The organism is Bdellovibrio svalbardensis, assembly GCF_029531655.1.
Taxonomy (GTDB): Bacteria; Bdellovibrionota; Bdellovibrionia; order Bdellovibrionales; family Bdellovibrionaceae; genus Bdellovibrio; species Bdellovibrio svalbardensis.
The window spans coordinates 1-15,655 of sequence record NZ_JANRMI010000003.1; the positions used below are offsets into that span (position 1 = coordinate 1).

Annotated in this window: 15 protein-coding genes and 1 tRNA gene; 2 read left to right on the forward strand and 14 right to left on the reverse strand. The window is 46.1% G+C overall.

Annotated features, from left to right (window positions below; translation table 11 throughout):
* Window positions 1-121 precede the first annotated feature (121 nt).
* Both NWE73_RS10075 and NWE73_RS10080 read right to left on the reverse strand, forming a co-directional pair.
* A tRNA-Ala gene (locus NWE73_RS10075) sits at window positions 122-197 on the reverse strand.
* 152 nt (window positions 198-349) lie between these two features.
* Entirely contained in the window at window positions 350-865 is a 516-nt protein-coding gene (locus tag NWE73_RS10080) for a hypothetical protein (RefSeq protein WP_277578192.1), read from the reverse strand.
* Between the two features lie 278 nt (window positions 866-1,143).
* On the opposite strand from NWE73_RS10080, the gene NWE73_RS10085 reads away from it, so the two are divergent.
* Entirely contained in the window at window positions 1,144-1,395 is a 252-nt protein-coding gene (locus tag NWE73_RS10085; protein ID WP_277578193.1) for a cupin domain-containing protein, read from the forward strand.
* A gap of 266 nt (window positions 1,396-1,661) precedes the next feature.
* On the opposite strand, the gene NWE73_RS10090 is transcribed toward NWE73_RS10085, so the two are convergent.
* The gene (locus tag NWE73_RS10090; protein ID WP_277578194.1) at window positions 1,662-2,975 is read right to left on the reverse strand and encodes a replication-associated recombination protein A; all 1,314 of its coding nucleotides are present in this window, start codon (window positions 2,973-2,975) and stop codon (window positions 1,662-1,664) included.
* A gap of 142 nt (window positions 2,976-3,117) precedes the next feature.
* On the opposite strand from NWE73_RS10090, the gene NWE73_RS10095 reads away from it, so the two are divergent.
* Complete coding sequence (locus NWE73_RS10095; protein WP_277578195.1) at window positions 3,118-3,375, forward strand: hypothetical protein; 258 nt, start codon at window positions 3,118-3,120, stop codon at window positions 3,373-3,375.
* Between the two features lie 52 nt (window positions 3,376-3,427).
* On the opposite strand, the gene NWE73_RS10100 is transcribed toward NWE73_RS10095, so the two are convergent.
* The 11 genes from NWE73_RS10100 to carB all read right to left on the reverse strand — a co-directional run bounded on the left by NWE73_RS10100 (window position 3,428) and on the right by carB (window position 15,641).
* Window positions 3,428-3,988, reverse strand: a complete 561-nt coding sequence (locus tag NWE73_RS10100; protein WP_277578196.1) for a hypothetical protein — start codon at window positions 3,986-3,988, stop codon at window positions 3,428-3,430.
* Window positions 3,989-3,997: 9 nt separating this feature from the next.
* On the reverse strand, window positions 3,998-6,151 hold the full coding sequence (pilQ, locus tag NWE73_RS10105) for a type IV pilus secretin PilQ (protein ID WP_277578197.1): 2,154 nt from the start codon (window positions 6,149-6,151) through the stop codon (window positions 3,998-4,000).
* A 24-nt stretch (window positions 6,152-6,175) separates the two neighbouring features.
* Window positions 6,176-6,883 (reverse strand): pilus assembly protein PilP, encoded by a 708-nt coding sequence (locus NWE73_RS10110; RefSeq protein ID WP_277578198.1) that lies wholly within the window; start codon window positions 6,881-6,883, stop codon window positions 6,176-6,178.
* A complete protein-coding gene (pilO, locus tag NWE73_RS10115; protein WP_277578199.1) occupies window positions 6,880-7,461 on the reverse strand; it encodes a type 4a pilus biogenesis protein PilO in 582 nt (193 codons plus the stop codon). Before pilO ends, NWE73_RS10110 begins: the two co-directional genes overlap by 4 nt.
* Entirely contained in the window at window positions 7,458-8,063 is a 606-nt protein-coding gene (locus NWE73_RS10120; RefSeq protein ID WP_277578200.1) for a PilN domain-containing protein, read from the reverse strand. The genes pilO and NWE73_RS10120 overlap by 4 nt, the downstream gene beginning before the upstream one ends.
* Entirely contained in the window at window positions 8,063-9,115 is a 1,053-nt protein-coding gene (gene pilM, locus NWE73_RS10125; RefSeq protein WP_277578201.1) for a type IV pilus assembly protein PilM, read from the reverse strand. The genes NWE73_RS10120 and pilM overlap by 1 nt, the downstream gene beginning before the upstream one ends.
* A gap of 129 nt (window positions 9,116-9,244) precedes the next feature.
* On the reverse strand, window positions 9,245-10,036 hold the full coding sequence (locus NWE73_RS10130) for a prepilin peptidase (RefSeq protein WP_277578202.1): 792 nt from the start codon (window positions 10,034-10,036) through the stop codon (window positions 9,245-9,247).
* The gene (locus tag NWE73_RS10135; protein WP_277578203.1) at window positions 10,029-10,799 is read right to left on the reverse strand and encodes an ABC transporter permease; all 771 of its coding nucleotides are present in this window, start codon (window positions 10,797-10,799) and stop codon (window positions 10,029-10,031) included. The genes NWE73_RS10130 and NWE73_RS10135 overlap by 8 nt, the downstream gene beginning before the upstream one ends.
* A complete protein-coding gene (locus NWE73_RS10140; RefSeq protein ID WP_277578204.1) occupies window positions 10,792-11,535 on the reverse strand; it encodes an ABC transporter ATP-binding protein in 744 nt (247 codons plus the stop codon). Before NWE73_RS10140 ends, NWE73_RS10135 begins: the two co-directional genes overlap by 8 nt.
* A gap of 6 nt (window positions 11,536-11,541) precedes the next feature.
* On the reverse strand, window positions 11,542-12,435 hold the full coding sequence (gene phnD, locus NWE73_RS10145; protein ID WP_277578205.1) for a phosphate/phosphite/phosphonate ABC transporter substrate-binding protein: 894 nt from the start codon (window positions 12,433-12,435) through the stop codon (window positions 11,542-11,544).
* Window positions 12,432-15,641 carry a carbamoyl-phosphate synthase large subunit gene (carB, locus tag NWE73_RS10150; RefSeq protein WP_277578206.1) on the reverse strand — a complete coding sequence of 1,070 codons (3,210 nt, stop codon included), beginning with the start codon at window positions 15,639-15,641 and terminating at the stop codon, window positions 12,432-12,434. Before carB ends, phnD begins: the two co-directional genes overlap by 4 nt.
* Between the last annotated feature and the right edge of the window lie 14 nt (window positions 15,642-15,655).

The window sequence follows — 15,655 nt, forward strand, 5'->3', positions numbered from 1 at the left end:
CAATATCGTTTGCCGCTTTTCAGCGGCGCCGAGGAACAGACTTTACTCTGTTTTTTGTCCCCGTCAACATTCTTTTTTTTATTTTTTCGTCGTAAGACAAAAGTCCAAAAGAAAGAAAACTTGGTGGAGGCAACAGGGATCGAACCTGCGACCTTCTGAATGCAAATCAGACGCTCTCCCAACTGAGCTATGCCCCCAAAGTGGAGATGGTTTTCGCGCAACCCCCGCAAAAGGTCAATGGCTTTTTTTCGAAAGTTTAATGACTCATTGCAAACTGCTTAATAAATAAACGAGGTTTTTGGCCTCGTTTATTGCAAATTTGAATTTAAGTATTTGATTTTACTGAATTCTAGGCGCTGGCTTTGAATTTTGACGCAAGTAGTCTGTTTAACCACTTACGTTCAGTACTTAAGTCAAAACCCACCTTTTCGCCACCGGCGATGATCGCCATGTAGACCTTTTTAAGGATCTCAACCTCTGTATCCAATCCATTATCAGCCCCCATTGATTCCTCAATAGCTTCATAGACACTGACTAGATCTGGGGTTGTTACCACTTTAGGGATTCTGCCCATATCCAAACCTAATGTTTCGATAGGTTTGAATCCTACAAGTGTCTCTGTAAGAAGGACTTTTGATCCATTCTTAAAGTTCACCTGAATGAACGGCTTTCCCTCTGAATCTGCACGGTGAAGAACTTCACCGAGATCTTGAGAACTGAAAGTAAATAGTTTGCTGTCCAGATCCTGACGAATCTGCACTCGACCCGACTCATTGATCTTCGCACGAAGACCCTTTGATGAGTCGACAAAATTCAAGATGTGATCTAGCTCAGCGTGTGTCGACTTTGACTTAGAGTTACTCAAAATATCCCCCCCCTAATATTAGGGTCCTTCCAACAATAGAGGTATCGACAATCTATGGAGCTACTTAACGGGAAAACAAAAAAAGATGAGAATCAGGTCTCTTGCCCTGTCGCAATTTGAATAGAAAATCGCAAAGTCGTTTCAAGACGAGATCATTTGCGGTGTGACTTGTTTCTCCCGTTTCGATTTGAGATAACAATATTCGATATTAACAAGGCAGAGATATGATCATCACACGTTGGCAAGCACCTATAATACCAAGCAGAGAACAAGTTTATATGATTCTTGAATCAGAAGGCTTAGAGCCCTATGAGGAAATCTACGAGCCACAGACAAAGGTTCCGGATCATCGCCACCCTTTTGCTGAGGTACGAATTATCGTTTCTGGAGAAATGCTTTTTAACATCTCTGGCAATCAGTTTGTCTTGCGTCCTGGTGACCGCGTGGAAATTCCTGCGAATACAAAACATGCACACACAGCGCATGGAACTGTGCCTTGTGTTTGCATCTGCGCACTGAGAGCTATTTAGTTAGTTGGAAATGATCGACGACTGATCGAAAGGTCAGTCGTATACGCTGAGCTTGTTAAATTCCAAACAAGATTCCCCAAAAGAGCCCCCGTCATAATATGACATCACTTAGTAAGCTGAATACTTGTCACCCAAGATCAACTCCGATCCACACATCCCTCTGTGGGTGTAAGCAATGAGCATCTTTCACGCGTTTTTAATGCGACGAACTTCAGTCAGGAACTCCGCCATTTTCAGTTAGCATGTCTGAGTTGAAAGCTTTGCCGCTACTGTCCTTCAGTGCGGCGGTTTTTCATCCAATTTAAATATTCGCGTATGGTTTTTTCGAAGCCGTGAGTTGTGGGCTCATAGAGCTTTGTATCTTTAATTTCTTCAGGCAAATAACTTTGCTCGGCCCATCCTGTTGGATAGTTGTGCGGATATTTATAGTCTTTGCCGTAGCCAAGTTCTTTGGCCAGAGCGGTCTTTGCGGACCTTAGGTGCAGCGGCACCGGTAAAGTTCTGGTTTTTTCCACGAGCTCTCGCGCATGATTTAAAGCCATATAAGAAGCGTTGGATTTGGGACATGAGGCAAGGTAAGTGGTCACCTGAGCCAGAGTGATTGCGCCTTCGGGCAGCCCGATGGCTTCAACAGCTTGAAGTCCCGACATCGCCACAGAGATGGCTCTGGGATCAGCATTCCCGACATCTTCGGAGGCAGAGATAATTAAACGTCTTGCGACGAAAACAGGATCCTCTCCGCCATCCAACATTCTCGCTAAGTAGTAAACTGCGGCATCGGGATCGCTTCCGCGAATACTTTTTATGAACGCCGAAATCAGGTCGTAATGCATCTCGGAGCTTTTGTCATAGCCGAGGGGGTTTTGCTGAAGAAGCTCGCGCATCTCATTGACGTCGAGAAGCTCTCCCGCAGAATCTTTTGTGAAATTATAGAGAATCTCGAGACTATTAATAAGTCTTCGCGCATCTCCGTCGGAGTATTGCAAAAGATTCTCTATGGCTTCTGGGATCAGAATCTGATCGAGAGGTTTTTTATAGTGAGCTCCCGCGCGTTCAACAATCTGTCTAAGATTTTGTTCACTGAGGCGCTCAAAGACAACCACGCGGCAACGACTTAGGAGGGCGCGATTGAGCTCGTAGCTGGGGTTTTCGGTCGTAGCCCCCACCAGAACGAGATCCCCTTTTTCCACGAAGGGAAGAAGAACGTCTTGCTGAGACTTGTTAAAGCGGTGAATCTCATCAACAAAAAGAACGGTTTTTTGTTGAAACTGCAATCGGCGGTCTTTTCCCTGCTCCCCCACCTCACGCAGCGCCTTTGCACCCGTGTCTACGGCGTTCAAATTTACAAAGTGCGCGTTGAAGTGTTGTGACAGCGCGAGTGCAAAGGTGGTCTTTCCAGTGCCTGGAGGGCCCCAAATAATGAGACTTGGCAAATATCCTTTACGCAGCATCTGCCCCAGTTTTGAAGAGGCGCCGATGGTTTTTTCTTGGCCAATGATTTCATCGAGATTCTTCGGCCGAAGGATCTCTGACAAAGGGGAGGAGGAAAGCGCGGATGCGGAGGCTGAAAACAAGTCCATGCCTGCCTTATAGACCAACATTGCCAGAAAAGATACCTCGCTCAAACCAATTATGCTCGGTTTTATGACAAACACCGTTGCTGGAGGATTTACTTTGGAGGTATTCTCCCCCTCGGGAAAGCAGTTTAACCAAGGAGCCTTTATGAAGTTTCAATGTTTACTCACAGGCGTTTTTTTACTCAGTCTTTCAGCCCATGCCGCGGACAGCACTCCTAAATCCAGCTCTAACTTTTCAGATTCCACCAAGGTCGAAGTGGTGGCATTGCCAGATGCGACTGGAAATATGACTCTAACGAATGTCGTGCAAATCAAACAGCAAGATGGAACTATCTGCTATGCCATCGTGCAAATTGGAAATAGCTCTAGCTATCCAAATTCTATCTCTTGCTTGCGCCCATAAAAAAAGCTGCGTTTTTTAGGCGCAGCTTTTTTAGTTTCATTTTTAAAAATCTTTAGAAGGCGTTTTGAACGTTGAAAATAGTGGTCGTTTTAACGGGCTCCTGTTCATCACTTCCAGCGGCTTGTTCGTAGCCTAGGATTTCCATTGTCGCCGTGGTGAAAAATGGAGTCACCGAACTGATACCTCCGCAATAAAGAGGACAGTTGGTTGTAAAGGTCTCTGTCCCCGCTGGGACTTTCGAGTCATGGATTGTACCTGTTCCCCACCAATTGGCGTCATTACTCAAAGCTGCCAACGCATCGCCCCCCACCTTGCACTCAAAGGGAGCGCTGGAACCCGGGATATTCATCGTGATTGTGATCAAGCTGATATAGAGGTCCTTATCCACATTCTTCTTTGTGAAGGTGATGCGTGGGATTCTAAAATAAGCCGCTGAGATGTCTGCACTGGGAGTGGTGCCCGAGGTGGCTTGCTTGATTGCCAAACAGCTTGTGGCCGGGCTGGGAATCAGCTGTGCCGTTGATACGGAGGAGCTGACGGAAACACTCTCCTCCCCTGCGGCACAGGCGGTTAAGAAGCTTGCTAGGAGACCGAGCAGAATGAATGCTTTCATGGTGACCTCCTATAGATCTTTCGTTGTAGAGCCACCGTCAACTTGTCCCATAATTCTTGGGGTGATGAAAATCAACAGTTCAGATTTAGTCTTACGGATACTCTTGGTTTTAAACAACCAGCCAACCACTGGGACCTCACGGAACCATGGAACTCCCGTTTCACCATCTGTCGCATCGCTTTGGTAGATACCACCGATAACAGCGGTTTGACCGTTCTTCACAAGAACACGTGTGTTCGCTTCACGAGAATTTACTGAAAAGCTTCCCAATGCGGCATCCACGACAGCTCCTTGGAATTGTCTGTTTACTGCAATTTTCATTATAACAGATCCATCAGAAGTTACCTGTGGAGTAACCTCTAATTTGAGGGTCAATGGCTTAAACTGGAACGATGTCTGGTTTGATGTCCCATTAATCGTCACCTGCTTAACTGGCACCTCAGTAGTTTGATTGATGTCAGCCTTTTCATTGCTCATTGTAAAGATACGTGGAGATGCCAATACCTTCACTTTATTCTCGGATTCAGACAAGGCTAACGCCGCTGTAATACTTCCGAAAACGTCCAGTGTACCGATATCAAGACCGAAATCTAAGTTGGTACCACCGGAACCCTTGCCTGGATTGACTGCAAACTTAGGAGTCATGTTCACCGGGCCACGACTTGAGTTGCCCAGTTTGATTGTTGATCCCGAAGACGACCAGCTCACACCGATGTCGCGAGCGAAGTCTTCCTGAGCTTCTACGATCTTACCTTCAATCAAGACTTGTTGTGGCTGAGTATCAAGACTTGAAATCAACTTAGCGATTCTTTCCAAGTTGTCTTCAATATCTGTGACAACGAGAGCGTTCGTACGCATATCGCCGACCACTTTACCGCGATCGCCGAGGAAGTCTTTGATCTTCTTTTCGAGCTCATCCACTTTCGCGTAACTGATTGGGAACATGCGAACTTTAAGAGGCTCTAGATTTTTACGAGCGGCTGCCAACTTGTTTGCATCATCCTCTTCGGCTTTCAAGTCTGCAAGAGGAGCAATACGCAAAACGTTTCCTTGGCGAGTGTAGCCCAATTTACGTGCGCGCATGATCACAACCAAAGCTTGGTCCCAAGGCACCTGGCGAAGTTTGAGGCTGACGTTGCCTTTAACTTCGTCGGAAAGAACCATGTTCACGCCGCTTTCTTCTGTGATGAAGTTCAAAGCGTCACGGATGTCCATGCTGTTTGTTTCGATGGAAATTTTCTTACCGTAGAATTGACTGTTACCCGCCAAAAACTCTGTCAGGCTTTGATTTGGCAAAATCTGTGACTCACCTGATTCTTGATTCTCATGGTCAACCACTGGCTGAGGTGCGGAACCTGATGCCACGATCAAAAGGCTGCTTCCTTCTGTCTGCACCGCTGGTTCTGAAACTCCTTCGCGCATTTGGATAACGAAACGAGCTGTTGTAGACCCTGGATTCTGGTAGGCATCGATAGCACCTACCGCCCCTTTGATATCGCGGGTGTTCAATGAGCGCTTCAAACGATCAGGAAGAATCGCATTATCCACTTCAACGATGTATTGATGAAGATCCGGATTCGTACGTGTTGTGAAAGTCAAAGGACGATCCCCTTGAACGATCACAGTTCCACCTGTTTCGTTGGCCTTAAATTTCAAATCTGTGATTGTTGCAGGAGTTGCGGCATTTTGCGCCACTGGCTGTGCTGCTGGAATAGATTCCTGCATAGGAGCAGGAACTGTTCCATGAGCTGGTTCCTGGGTTGGAACCGGAGCCGGAGCATCTGCAATGCCGCTGTTCGCAAACGGATCTTCCGTTGGCGCAGCCTCTTCAATGACTGGAGCCGGTGGTTGCTGAGCTTGCTTTTCAGCACCGGCTTGACTGACTTCCTCTTCAATTGCCAAATCCTGGTCTCCTGCGGGAGCCTCTGCCGGAGGAGGTTCAGATTTCGCCTTCGCTTGTTTGTCTTCTGGAGTCTCATCAAAGTCTGAGAATTCATCAGTCGCGCCAGAAGAAGATCCGCCATCAGCAGAAGCAACTTCAGCAGTAGAATCAGTATCATCAAGGGACAGATCGTCGCCGCCACCACGAGAAGGATGACTTGCACAAGAAGTCAAAGTGGCAATCATTGCACTTACGATCATAAATCTAATGAATCCGTTCATTAGTTCCTCCTTACAAAGAGAATTTTATTTTTTAAATTCCATCACGCGGGTTTCTTTAGTGGCTTTGCCGTCATCGTATTTCGTTTCTACGACGACAATTTCACCCTCGCGTATAGCCGCAACAAATCCTTCACTGCGACCAATTTTTGAGTTCTTAACAACAGTATAAACTGCACCATCCGGATCTTTCACCATCGCTCTTGGGGTTTTGACATCCCACAAGATTCCCACGATCTGCAAACGATCCACTTCCCAACGCTGCAAAGGCTCCAAAGGAACTTCTGTTTTTTCCACTTTCCCTGTAGGACGCGCCATACGGAAAGGCTTGAATGGATCTCTTTTACCCGTTGGATCATAGATGTATTCATCACGCGGCATTGTTCCCGTTGTCGCTTGAGGCGCTGTCACTGAATCGCCCAATGGCATTTCTTCAGTCGGCGTCGGAGGCGGTGGCGGAACTTGCTGAGCCTCTCCAGCCTTCGGGGCTGAAGGGGGAACTGCTGGCGGAGCTGCTTTACCTGGTGTCGGACTAGCCGCAGGTTTCACCCCCGTTTTTGCCGCAGGAACTTGCGTTGCTTCAACTTCTTTCAAAAACTCTGGAGGAAGATCTCCCGATGAAGGAGCTTCCTGAGAGTGAGCCGGAGCCATGAACTTCATGCTCACCGCAAAGGCAAGCCACAGTCCCAACGAGGCTACTAAAATGTAAGACATCATCCATCTTACCGACTTCACTGTTTCTCCGCTTTAGGCTTTTCAGGGGCGAGCTTATAACCCACCACTTGCCCGTCAAATTTCAATTTTTTCGCACCGGTTCCTGGATCAGTAATCGTAATATCTTTCACTCGAGACATGCGCTCAGCGGAAGAAACCAAGAATACAAATTGAGCCAGCTCCGAATAAGTTCCCTCAAGGCTGACCTCGACGGGTACTTCTTCCACAACCTCTTTACGGATATTATCACCCGGCTTTTTCGATTTAACATTCACACCGGCATTCCGGGCAAAACCATCGATCGATTTATTAATATCAATCGAGTACAAAGCTGATGGCAACCGACGCGAGATCTCTTGATACTGAGTGCTCAAGCGACCGACCTTATCTTGCATTTCACGTACTTGCTTCAAAGTCGCATCTGTATCTTTCTTTTTCGCCTCTTCAGTTTTTAGCTGCTCATTAATTGTGGCAATTTGACCATCAACTACGGCGCCGTCGTCATAAAGAGTGAAATAGAAAAAGCCACAGATCGCCAGACCGATGATAAAAGATTTGCCAAATGTATAAGCAGAAATTGTTTCAAAAAACTTATTCATAATGGCTTCTCCAACAGACAGCTAATCTCAAACTTTTTGAGACTGACCCCATCAACCAGAGACTCGCTTGAGTTCACCAGATTTACGTCCATCAAAAAGACACTTTTTGTCAAAGCCTCTAGAAAACCAGAGACCTCAAAATCACTGAGCGCAAGTCCTTGCACAGTCACTTTTTCCGGAGTGATTTTAATTTGTGTGATCCACGCCTTTTCAGGTATCACTTGTTGCAGCAGATCCAGGACCCGAATTTCACGATGACGATCTTTTGAGATCTTATCCAAAGCCGCAATACGGGCTTCGATCAAAGCTTCGTCTTCTTTAAACTTCTTAATCTCTGCAACTGATGCACTTTGCTTCGCATTGTAGGCTGTCAACTCATTCAACATTTGCGTCTTGGCGTTGAGTTCGCTTTGCTTTTGCGGAACATTTTGCTCTTGATAAGCATAAAGCGCCAAGGCCGGGATCAACATGATCACAAGACGCTTTAAAGCCTCCTTGCGAGTTTCTTCCGGCGATAAGAATCCATCCGTTGAAATTCCCAAAGAAGCATTAACTGAAGCTGTTGTTCCTACACCGGAGGATGCTAGATTGATTTTAATCATTAGCTATCCCCCACTTCACGAAGGGCTAAACCCGTAACAACCCCGGCAAATGAACTGATTTGCTCAAGATATTCTGGAGAGAACTTTTTAGGATTTGCCTTCACTCTAATAAACGGATTGAACTGCTGCATTGGAATTCCTGTCACACGTGCGACAGTGTCAACCAAGCCCGATGTTGAAGAGCTTCCACCTGTATAGAAACAACGATTCAATGTAAGGCCATTTGTGGTGGCACTTAAGAAATCCAAACTACTGCGAATCTCTTCAGTCACGGCTTCATTCGTCGCGCTGATCACTGCATGCACATCGTCTGGAACTTCTCGCTTTGAAACCGCACTCAGCTTTAAAGCTTCAGCTTCTGGAATAGTCACACCCATCGCTTTATGGATCTCATTCGTGTAGTTGGCACCACCCACAGGGATATCACGGCAGAAAATCACTTCGCCGTTTTGAATCACCACGAAGTTTGTGATGGAGGCACCAAAGTTCAAGATCCCAACAACTTCACCTGGAAGTTTTCCATAGTTCAATTCAAAAGAGTTCGCCAGAGCAAAACCACTCACGTCGAGCACGCCACAAGTCAGCCCGCTGATCTCGATAACTTGAGTGTATTGAGTGACTAGTTCATTTTGAGCGGCGATCAAAAGGACGTCCATCGTGTCAGGCGAGCTGCTTCCTGCCAGAATATGATGGGCTAAGCTGATGTTATTGATATCAAAAGGAATATATTGTTCAGCTTCAAAACGGATTTGGTCTTTGACCATCTTTTTATCCATTTTTGGAATCGTGATTTTCTTAACGATAACCGCAGTTCCCCACATCGCCGTCGCAATGTTTTTTCGCTTGGAACCAACTTCATTAATCAAAGACTGAACAGCCAATCCGACGGAAGCAATGTCGACAATTTCACCGCCAGAAACGGCGTTCGGAGGAGTTGGCGCAAAACCAAAAGAAAGCAGTTGGGCTCCTTTTCCAGAGAAGTCCATTTCAGCCAATTTGATTGAACTCGTACCGATATCGAGTCCGATGACTTTCTTTGATTTAAAAAACATTACCTAGTTGCTTCCCCAGTTGTGTTCCACGCTGACAATTTTAAAGACCAACGTCTTTAGACGCAGGTCTAACATATTAAAATTATTTATGGTCTGGAATAGAATGTCAAACAAGGGTCTAGCTAGAAGTTAGATTAAGCCCGGAAGAAAAAGGTCTAGGTACCACAATGCGATAGTCTGGCCGCCAAACAGGTAGATCACCGCACCTAAGGCGAGGTAAGGACCGAAGGGAATTACAGTCTTTAGTCCAGCCTTTTGTTTTCGGGCAGCGATGATACCAATGACACTTCCAATGATGGCAGAAGACATTATAACAAACGGAATGGCCTTCCAACCCAACAAGGCACCGATCCAGGCAAGGAGTTTAATATCTCCCCCACCCATGCCTTCCTGCTTAGTCATCAGATAGTATACATAAGCCATTCCCCACAAAAAACCACCGCCCATGAGAACACCCCAAAAGGCTTCCATGAATTCACGCTGAGGGTTTAGGGCCGCCCCAATCAATCCAATCACGATCCCCGACAACGTAAACTCATCAGGCAAAATCATGTGATCCAGGTCGATAAAAGTGCAAACCACGAGGCCGAATATGAAGATTAAGTACTCGGGCAAGTTCCAGGTCCAACCCGCATAATGATAGCTCAAAGCAAAGAGAACACCGGTGATAATTTCAACCAGAGGATAACGGAAGGAAAACTTCGCACCGCACTTTCGACATTTCCCTTTGAGAATAAACCAACTCAGAATTGGAATATTATCGTACCACTTGATCGGAGTCTTACAGCTGTAACAATAGCTGCGCGGCTTAACGATGCTTTCCTCTTTTGGAAGACGCAAAATGATAACATTGGCGAAACTTCCAAAGATTGCACCCAGGACAAAAAACATCACATAAAAAAAGGTATCCAGCTCAGACAATGTCTTTTCTCCTGAAGAAGAAGTTAGTGAAAACAAGATAAATCAGGAACCAGCCAAGCATATGCCCGAGCATCCATAGAATATTCGCAAAAGGAATTCCATTTTCGAGGAAGTAATCTGATTTCCAGTTCAAACGGTACAGATTCGGCACGACCCAATGAAGAGCTTTCACTGCGGTCACGAAAATTGCCTCTTTGCTTTTTTCGGCAAAGAAAGCCAGATCGGAAAGCCAGTGACCCAGCAAGAAAATGACAAAGCCCGATGATAGCGCCAAAACGGGTCTAACCACAAGACTGAGGCCGATCACCAGGCAAAGCAATACGGCGCTTTCCATCCACAGGCTCAAGCAGATCTCAAAGAAAGTCCCCCACCTTTGAGGCTCGTTCCACAGGCCCAACAAGAGTGCCAACAGAATTCCCAAAGAAGTGACCAGGATCACATTCAAAGCGAGGACACCAAAAATTTTTCCTAAAATAAACTGATCTCGGGTCACAGGGCGGGAAAGAATCAACAAGCAGGTCTGCTTTTCAATCTCTTTAGCCAAAAGATAGGCCCCTGAAAACAACGAGACCCCCAAAAGAGCGACCTGAATTCCCAGGAAACCAAAGTCTGCCAGAATTTTTCGCTGTTCTGCCAACGATAAAGCACCCAATAAAAAACTGAGGGCAAAAAGAATCACGGCAATGACGACAACAACAAGGAAAACTCTTTCACGAAGCATTTCACGCAACGTGGTCTTAGCCAAAGTGAGAACTTTAAACATCCATGGCCCCCTTGTTTTTCAAAACTTGGAAGGCCTTTTCGAGGCTTTGGAATTCAGACATGAATGTCGGCAAATCCCCTTTATAGAGAATCTGTCCTTTATTGATAACTACAAGATCCGAACAAAGCTCTTCCATGTCTTGCAAGAGATGGCTGCTGAAAAATAAGGTCATTCCTCGCTTTTGCTCTTCACGAAGAATGTCTTTAACCATCGCACGACCATCAGGATCCAGTCCCGACATGGGCTCATCTAGAATCAAAAGATCGGGACGAGTGAGAATAGCCTGAGCAATTCCCACCCTTTGCAGCATGCCCTTTGAATAGGTGCGCAAGCGACGATCTTTTGCTTCAAGAAGATCCACCTTGCGCAGGCTTTCTTTCGCGCGTTCCGCGAAGTCTTTGGTCACGGATCCATAGCAAAGGTTCCAGTGCAGCTTCAAAAACTCTTCGCCGGTGAGGAATTCGTAGAGGTAAGGACGTTCAGGCAAATAACCGATACGGGTTTTGACTTCATTCCCAATTTCCTGACCAAAAAAACGAATGGTTCCACTGTCAGGGTGAATGAAATCAAAAAGACATTTAATAGTCGTGGTTTTACCCGAACCATTGCTTCCAACGAAGCCTGTTGTTTGACCTTCTCGAAGAGAAAACGAGACATCGCGCAAAACGTGACGGTCTTTTTCAAAAAGACCCCCGCGAAAGGTTTTATTAAGTCCTTCGACTGTTAATGCTGCCATTCTTGCTTAAGGTTTTAGCTCGATATTAAGAGCCTTCACCATCTCCTTAACAGGATCATACTGTTTAGAAGTGGCAGGCATCAAGGTCTGCGTCCCCAAAATTTCAGAATAAATCTTTTTATCTGTCGCTTGATCAAGAATATCAATCAGCGCAAACATCAAAGTATGGGTGATCTTAGGATATTCATCATAGAAATCCTGACGAACACAGAAGGGATCGTTAGGAATCGGTGCACTTTTCCAAATAATGCGGTATTTTTGCTTCGCTCCAAACTGAATCCAAGCGCCTTCTTTACCCTGCTCATCATCACTGAAAACAGCCGCTGCATCGACCTTATGAGCTTCCAATAATTGAACGGATGCACTGTGATTGCCACTGAAAATCACTTCTTTGAAGGACTTGTCATTCAGTCCTTTTTTCTGCAGAGCCACTTTAGGATAAAGATATCCAGAGGAAGACTGCTCATCGACAAAGGCGATGGTTTTACCCTTCAGATCTTCCAACTTTTTAATTTTGGATTTCACCGGAACAATCACCGTCGCATAATAATATGGATGATTCCATACTTTCTTAAGGAGCACTTTGGCTTGAGCTTGCTCTTCCGCGTGTACATAAGTCGATGAAGAGAAGAAAGCAAAATCCACTTTTTTCGTCTTCATCGCCTCAACCAAGCCAGCATAGTTTTTGGAAACGTAAATGTTCACGGGAATATTGATCTTCGCTTGAAGCTCTTTTGCCAAAGCCAAACCCTGCTCGCGTAAAATCTCGGGATTGCCACCAGGAATCACACCAATAGTGATTTCCGAAGGAGCTTTTTCCACAGCAGCCACCAAAGTTTGAGCTTGAGCGCTGGAAAAGAAGAGAACCGATGCTAGTGCGAGAAGAGTTTGCTTAATCAAAATGCCTCCATCGAAGGTAACGCTTCGACTGATGATGACTCATTTCTGGCATTTTTCAAGGCAAGAACAAAGGCCTCGGCCGCATCACTTTCAGTGAGGCATGGAATATTGTAGTCCGTGCAAGCTCGACGAATGTCGAAGCTGGCTTCAATAGCACGGCGACCTGAAGTCGTGTTAACTACAAAGGCCACCTCTCCCGAACGAATTTTATCCACACAATGAGGACGCCCCTCATCCACCTTCTTCAAGGACAGGCAGTTGACTCCTTTATCGTTGAAGAAGGACGCGGTTCCGGTGGTCGCAGAAACTCCGTAGCCCATACGCTGAAGTTCACGCGCCAATGGCAACATCATATCCTTGTCTTTATCTCTGAGTGAGAAGAAGACCTGACCTGATTTTGGAAGTCTTATGTTACTTGAAAGAAAGGCCTTCGCTAAAGCTTCGGAGTAGTCCTTGCCTCGCCCCATGCTTTCACCCGTAGACTTCATCTCTGGCCCTAGAATCGAATCTGCTTCAGGGAACTTCTTGAACGGAAACACCACACCTTTTACGGAAACCGCCGGCGCGTTTCTCCAATTCAAACCTTCGAGATGAAGATCTTTCTTTTTCTTGCCCAACATCGCCGCCACGCCCAAATCAATCAGTGGAATGCCTGTCGCTTTTGCCACGAAGGGAACCGAACGTGAACTTCTTGGATTGGCTTCGAGAATATAAACGATATCATTTTTTACGGCCAATTGAAGATTGAGATGCCCGATCACACCAATGCGATTTGCCAGCTGAATACTTAGGTCTTCGATACGCGCCGAAGTTTCTGGCTTCAAACGTTGCGGCGGAAGAACCCCCATCGAATCGCCGGAGTGCACTCCCGCAGCTTCGATATGCTCAACCACGCCACCAATCAGAGTCCAATCGTCTCCGCGCACCAAATCCACATCCACTTCCAAAGCACCGGCCAGGAATTGATCCATCATGCAAGGTTTGTCGGGTGAAATATAATCTGCGTGTCTTTGGAAGTAAGAAATCAGCTCATCGCGATTTTCAATCACCTCCATGCGGCGACCGCCCAAAACATAACTTGGACGGCAGATCATGGGATAATCCACTTTTTTTTCATTCATCAAAGCGTCTTCCAAGGAACCTGACATCGCAGAATTTGGAATCGCAAAATTCAGTTCTTGGCAAATCTTCGTGAACAAACCGCGATCTTCCGCCAAATCAATTGTGGCCAAGGAAGATCCAAGAAGTTGATAGCCGGCCTTCACCAAATCAGGTGCAATGTTAATCGGGGTTTGCCCACCCAATTGAGCAACAAAGCCTCGAGGCTTCATAAAGCGCATGATTTCGATCAAACTCTCAGCCGTCAAAGGCTCGAAGAATAAGACATCAGATGTGTCGTAGTCGGTCGAAACGGTTTCTGGGTTTGAATTCACCATAACAACTTTGCTGCCATTTTTTTGGAATGCCTTTACGCCGCGGACACAGCTGTAGTCGAACTCAATCCCCTGACCGATGCGATTCGGACCGCTACCGATAATAACAACAGCGTCCTTTGCCTCAATCGAAGCTGAAACCGTCGACCAGTAAGATGAATAGAAGTAAGGCGTCGAAGACTCAAACTCTCCAGCACAAGTATCCACTTGGAGGTAACTAGGGAAAAGTTTGTTTTTTTCTCGCAGCTCACGCATTTGAATTTCAGTTTTACCAACCAAAAAACCCAACCGGGCATCCGTGAATCCTTTGCGCTTCCCTGTTCTTAAAAGGTCTTGATTGTCTTCGTTAAATTCATTTTTGAATTTTTTCTCAAACTTAATCAGACCTTCAATTTGCTCTAAGAAATAGGGATTAATGCCGGTCAGTTCTTCAATCTCTGCCACGGTTTTTCCATCACGGAACGCTTGGAAAAGATGATAGATACGATGACTGTTGGGATAGGAAACTTTGCCGATCTCCAATTCAACTTCTGATATAGCTTGAGGGTCTTTTTCCAGGCTGGACAACGCTTTCATCAAGGACTCTTGCAAAGTGCGCCCAATGCCCATCACTTCCCCGACGCTTTTCATTTGTGTCGTCAAAGAGTCTTTGGATCCTTGGAATTTTTCAAAGGCAAATCTTGGAATTTTAATAACAACATAATCCAACGCAGGTTCGTAGCAGGAAGGAGTGACTTTGGTGATGTCATTCTTCAATTCCTCAAGGCTATATCCCAAGCACAGAAGGGCTGCGATTTTTGCAATCGGAAAACCTGTCGCCTTGCTTGCCAGAGCGGAAGAGCGACTTACACGCGGGTTCATTTCAATAACCACGCGTTGGCGGGTTTTCGGATGAACAGCGAACTGAATATTCGCTCCCCCCGTTTGAATGCCCACTTCATTGATGATCTTGCAAGCTTCATCACGCATCGCCTGATATTCGTGATCACTCAGGGTCTGCTGGGGCGCCACAGTGATGCTGTCGCCGGTATGAACTCCGCAAGGGTCAAGATTCTCGATGCTGCAGACAACGACGAAGGTGCCCTTATAATCGCGCATCACTTCCAGTTCATACTCTTTCCAGCCAAGAATACTTTCCTCAACAAGGACTTCTGAAGTCGGGCTTTCATGAAGCGCGCCCACGAGCATTTTCTTATATTCTTCTGGAGAATAGGCAATCCCGCCGCCACCACCACCCAAGGTATAATTGGGGCGAAGGATCATCGGATAACCGAGATCGTCAGCAACTTGCAAACCATGCTCGAAGGTTCTGACCAAATGACTTTTCGGATATCCGGCGCCAATTTTATCCAAAAGACCACGGAAGATTTCGCGATCTTCGCCAGCTTTGATAACTTCCGGCGTGGCCCCGAGCAGTTGCACCTTATATTTTTGCAGAATGCCCTTGGCATGAAGCTCAAGAGCCAAATTCAGAGCCGTTTGTCCGCCCAGAGTGGGAATGACTGCATCAGGCCGTTCTTTATCGATGATTTTTTCCAGATAATCGACCTTAAGAGGCTCGACATAAACTCTGGTGGCGACTTCAGGATCAGTCATGATCGTCGCTGGATTGGAATTCACCAGAATGACTTCAAGCCCCTCTTGCATAAGAGCTTTGCAGGCTTGAGTGCCGGAGTAATCAAACTCGCAGGCTTGTCCAATGACGATGGGTCCGGAGCCAATAATTAAAACTTTCCTGATATTGGCTCTATTTACGTTATTGGATCTCGGCACTCTTCCTCCTCGAT

Bases quoted from the DNA above. Each gene is read 5' to 3' on its own strand.
- NWE73_RS10085 (WP_277578193.1), top strand. From the start codon at position 1,144: ATGATTCTTGAATCAGAAGGCTTAGAGCCCTATGAGGAAATCTACGAG.
- NWE73_RS10090 (WP_277578194.1), bottom strand. From the start codon at position 2,975: ATGGACTTGTTTTCAGCCTCCGCATCCGCGCTTTCCTCCTCCCCTTTG.
- NWE73_RS10095 (WP_277578195.1), top strand. From the start codon at position 3,118: ATGAAGTTTCAATGTTTACTCACAGGCGTTTTTTTACTCAGTCTTTCA.
- NWE73_RS10100 (WP_277578196.1), bottom strand. From the start codon at position 3,988: ATGAAAGCATTCATTCTGCTCGGTCTCCTAGCAAGCTTCTTAACCGCC.
- pilQ (WP_277578197.1), bottom strand. From the start codon at position 6,151: ATGAACGGATTCATTAGATTTATGATCGTAAGTGCAATGATTGCCACT.
- pilO (WP_277578199.1), bottom strand. From the start codon at position 7,461: ATGAATAAGTTTTTTGAAACAATTTCTGCTTATACATTTGGCAAATCT.
- NWE73_RS10120 (WP_277578200.1), bottom strand. From the start codon at position 8,063: ATGATTAAAATCAATCTAGCATCCTCCGGTGTAGGAACAACAGCTTCA.
- pilM (WP_277578201.1), bottom strand. From the start codon at position 9,115: ATGTTTTTTAAATCAAAGAAAGTCATCGGACTCGATATCGGTACGAGT.
- NWE73_RS10135 (WP_277578203.1), bottom strand. From the start codon at position 10,799: ATGTTTAAAGTTCTCACTTTGGCTAAGACCACGTTGCGTGAAATGCTT.
- NWE73_RS10140 (WP_277578204.1), bottom strand. From the start codon at position 11,535: ATGGCAGCATTAACAGTCGAAGGACTTAATAAAACCTTTCGCGGGGGT.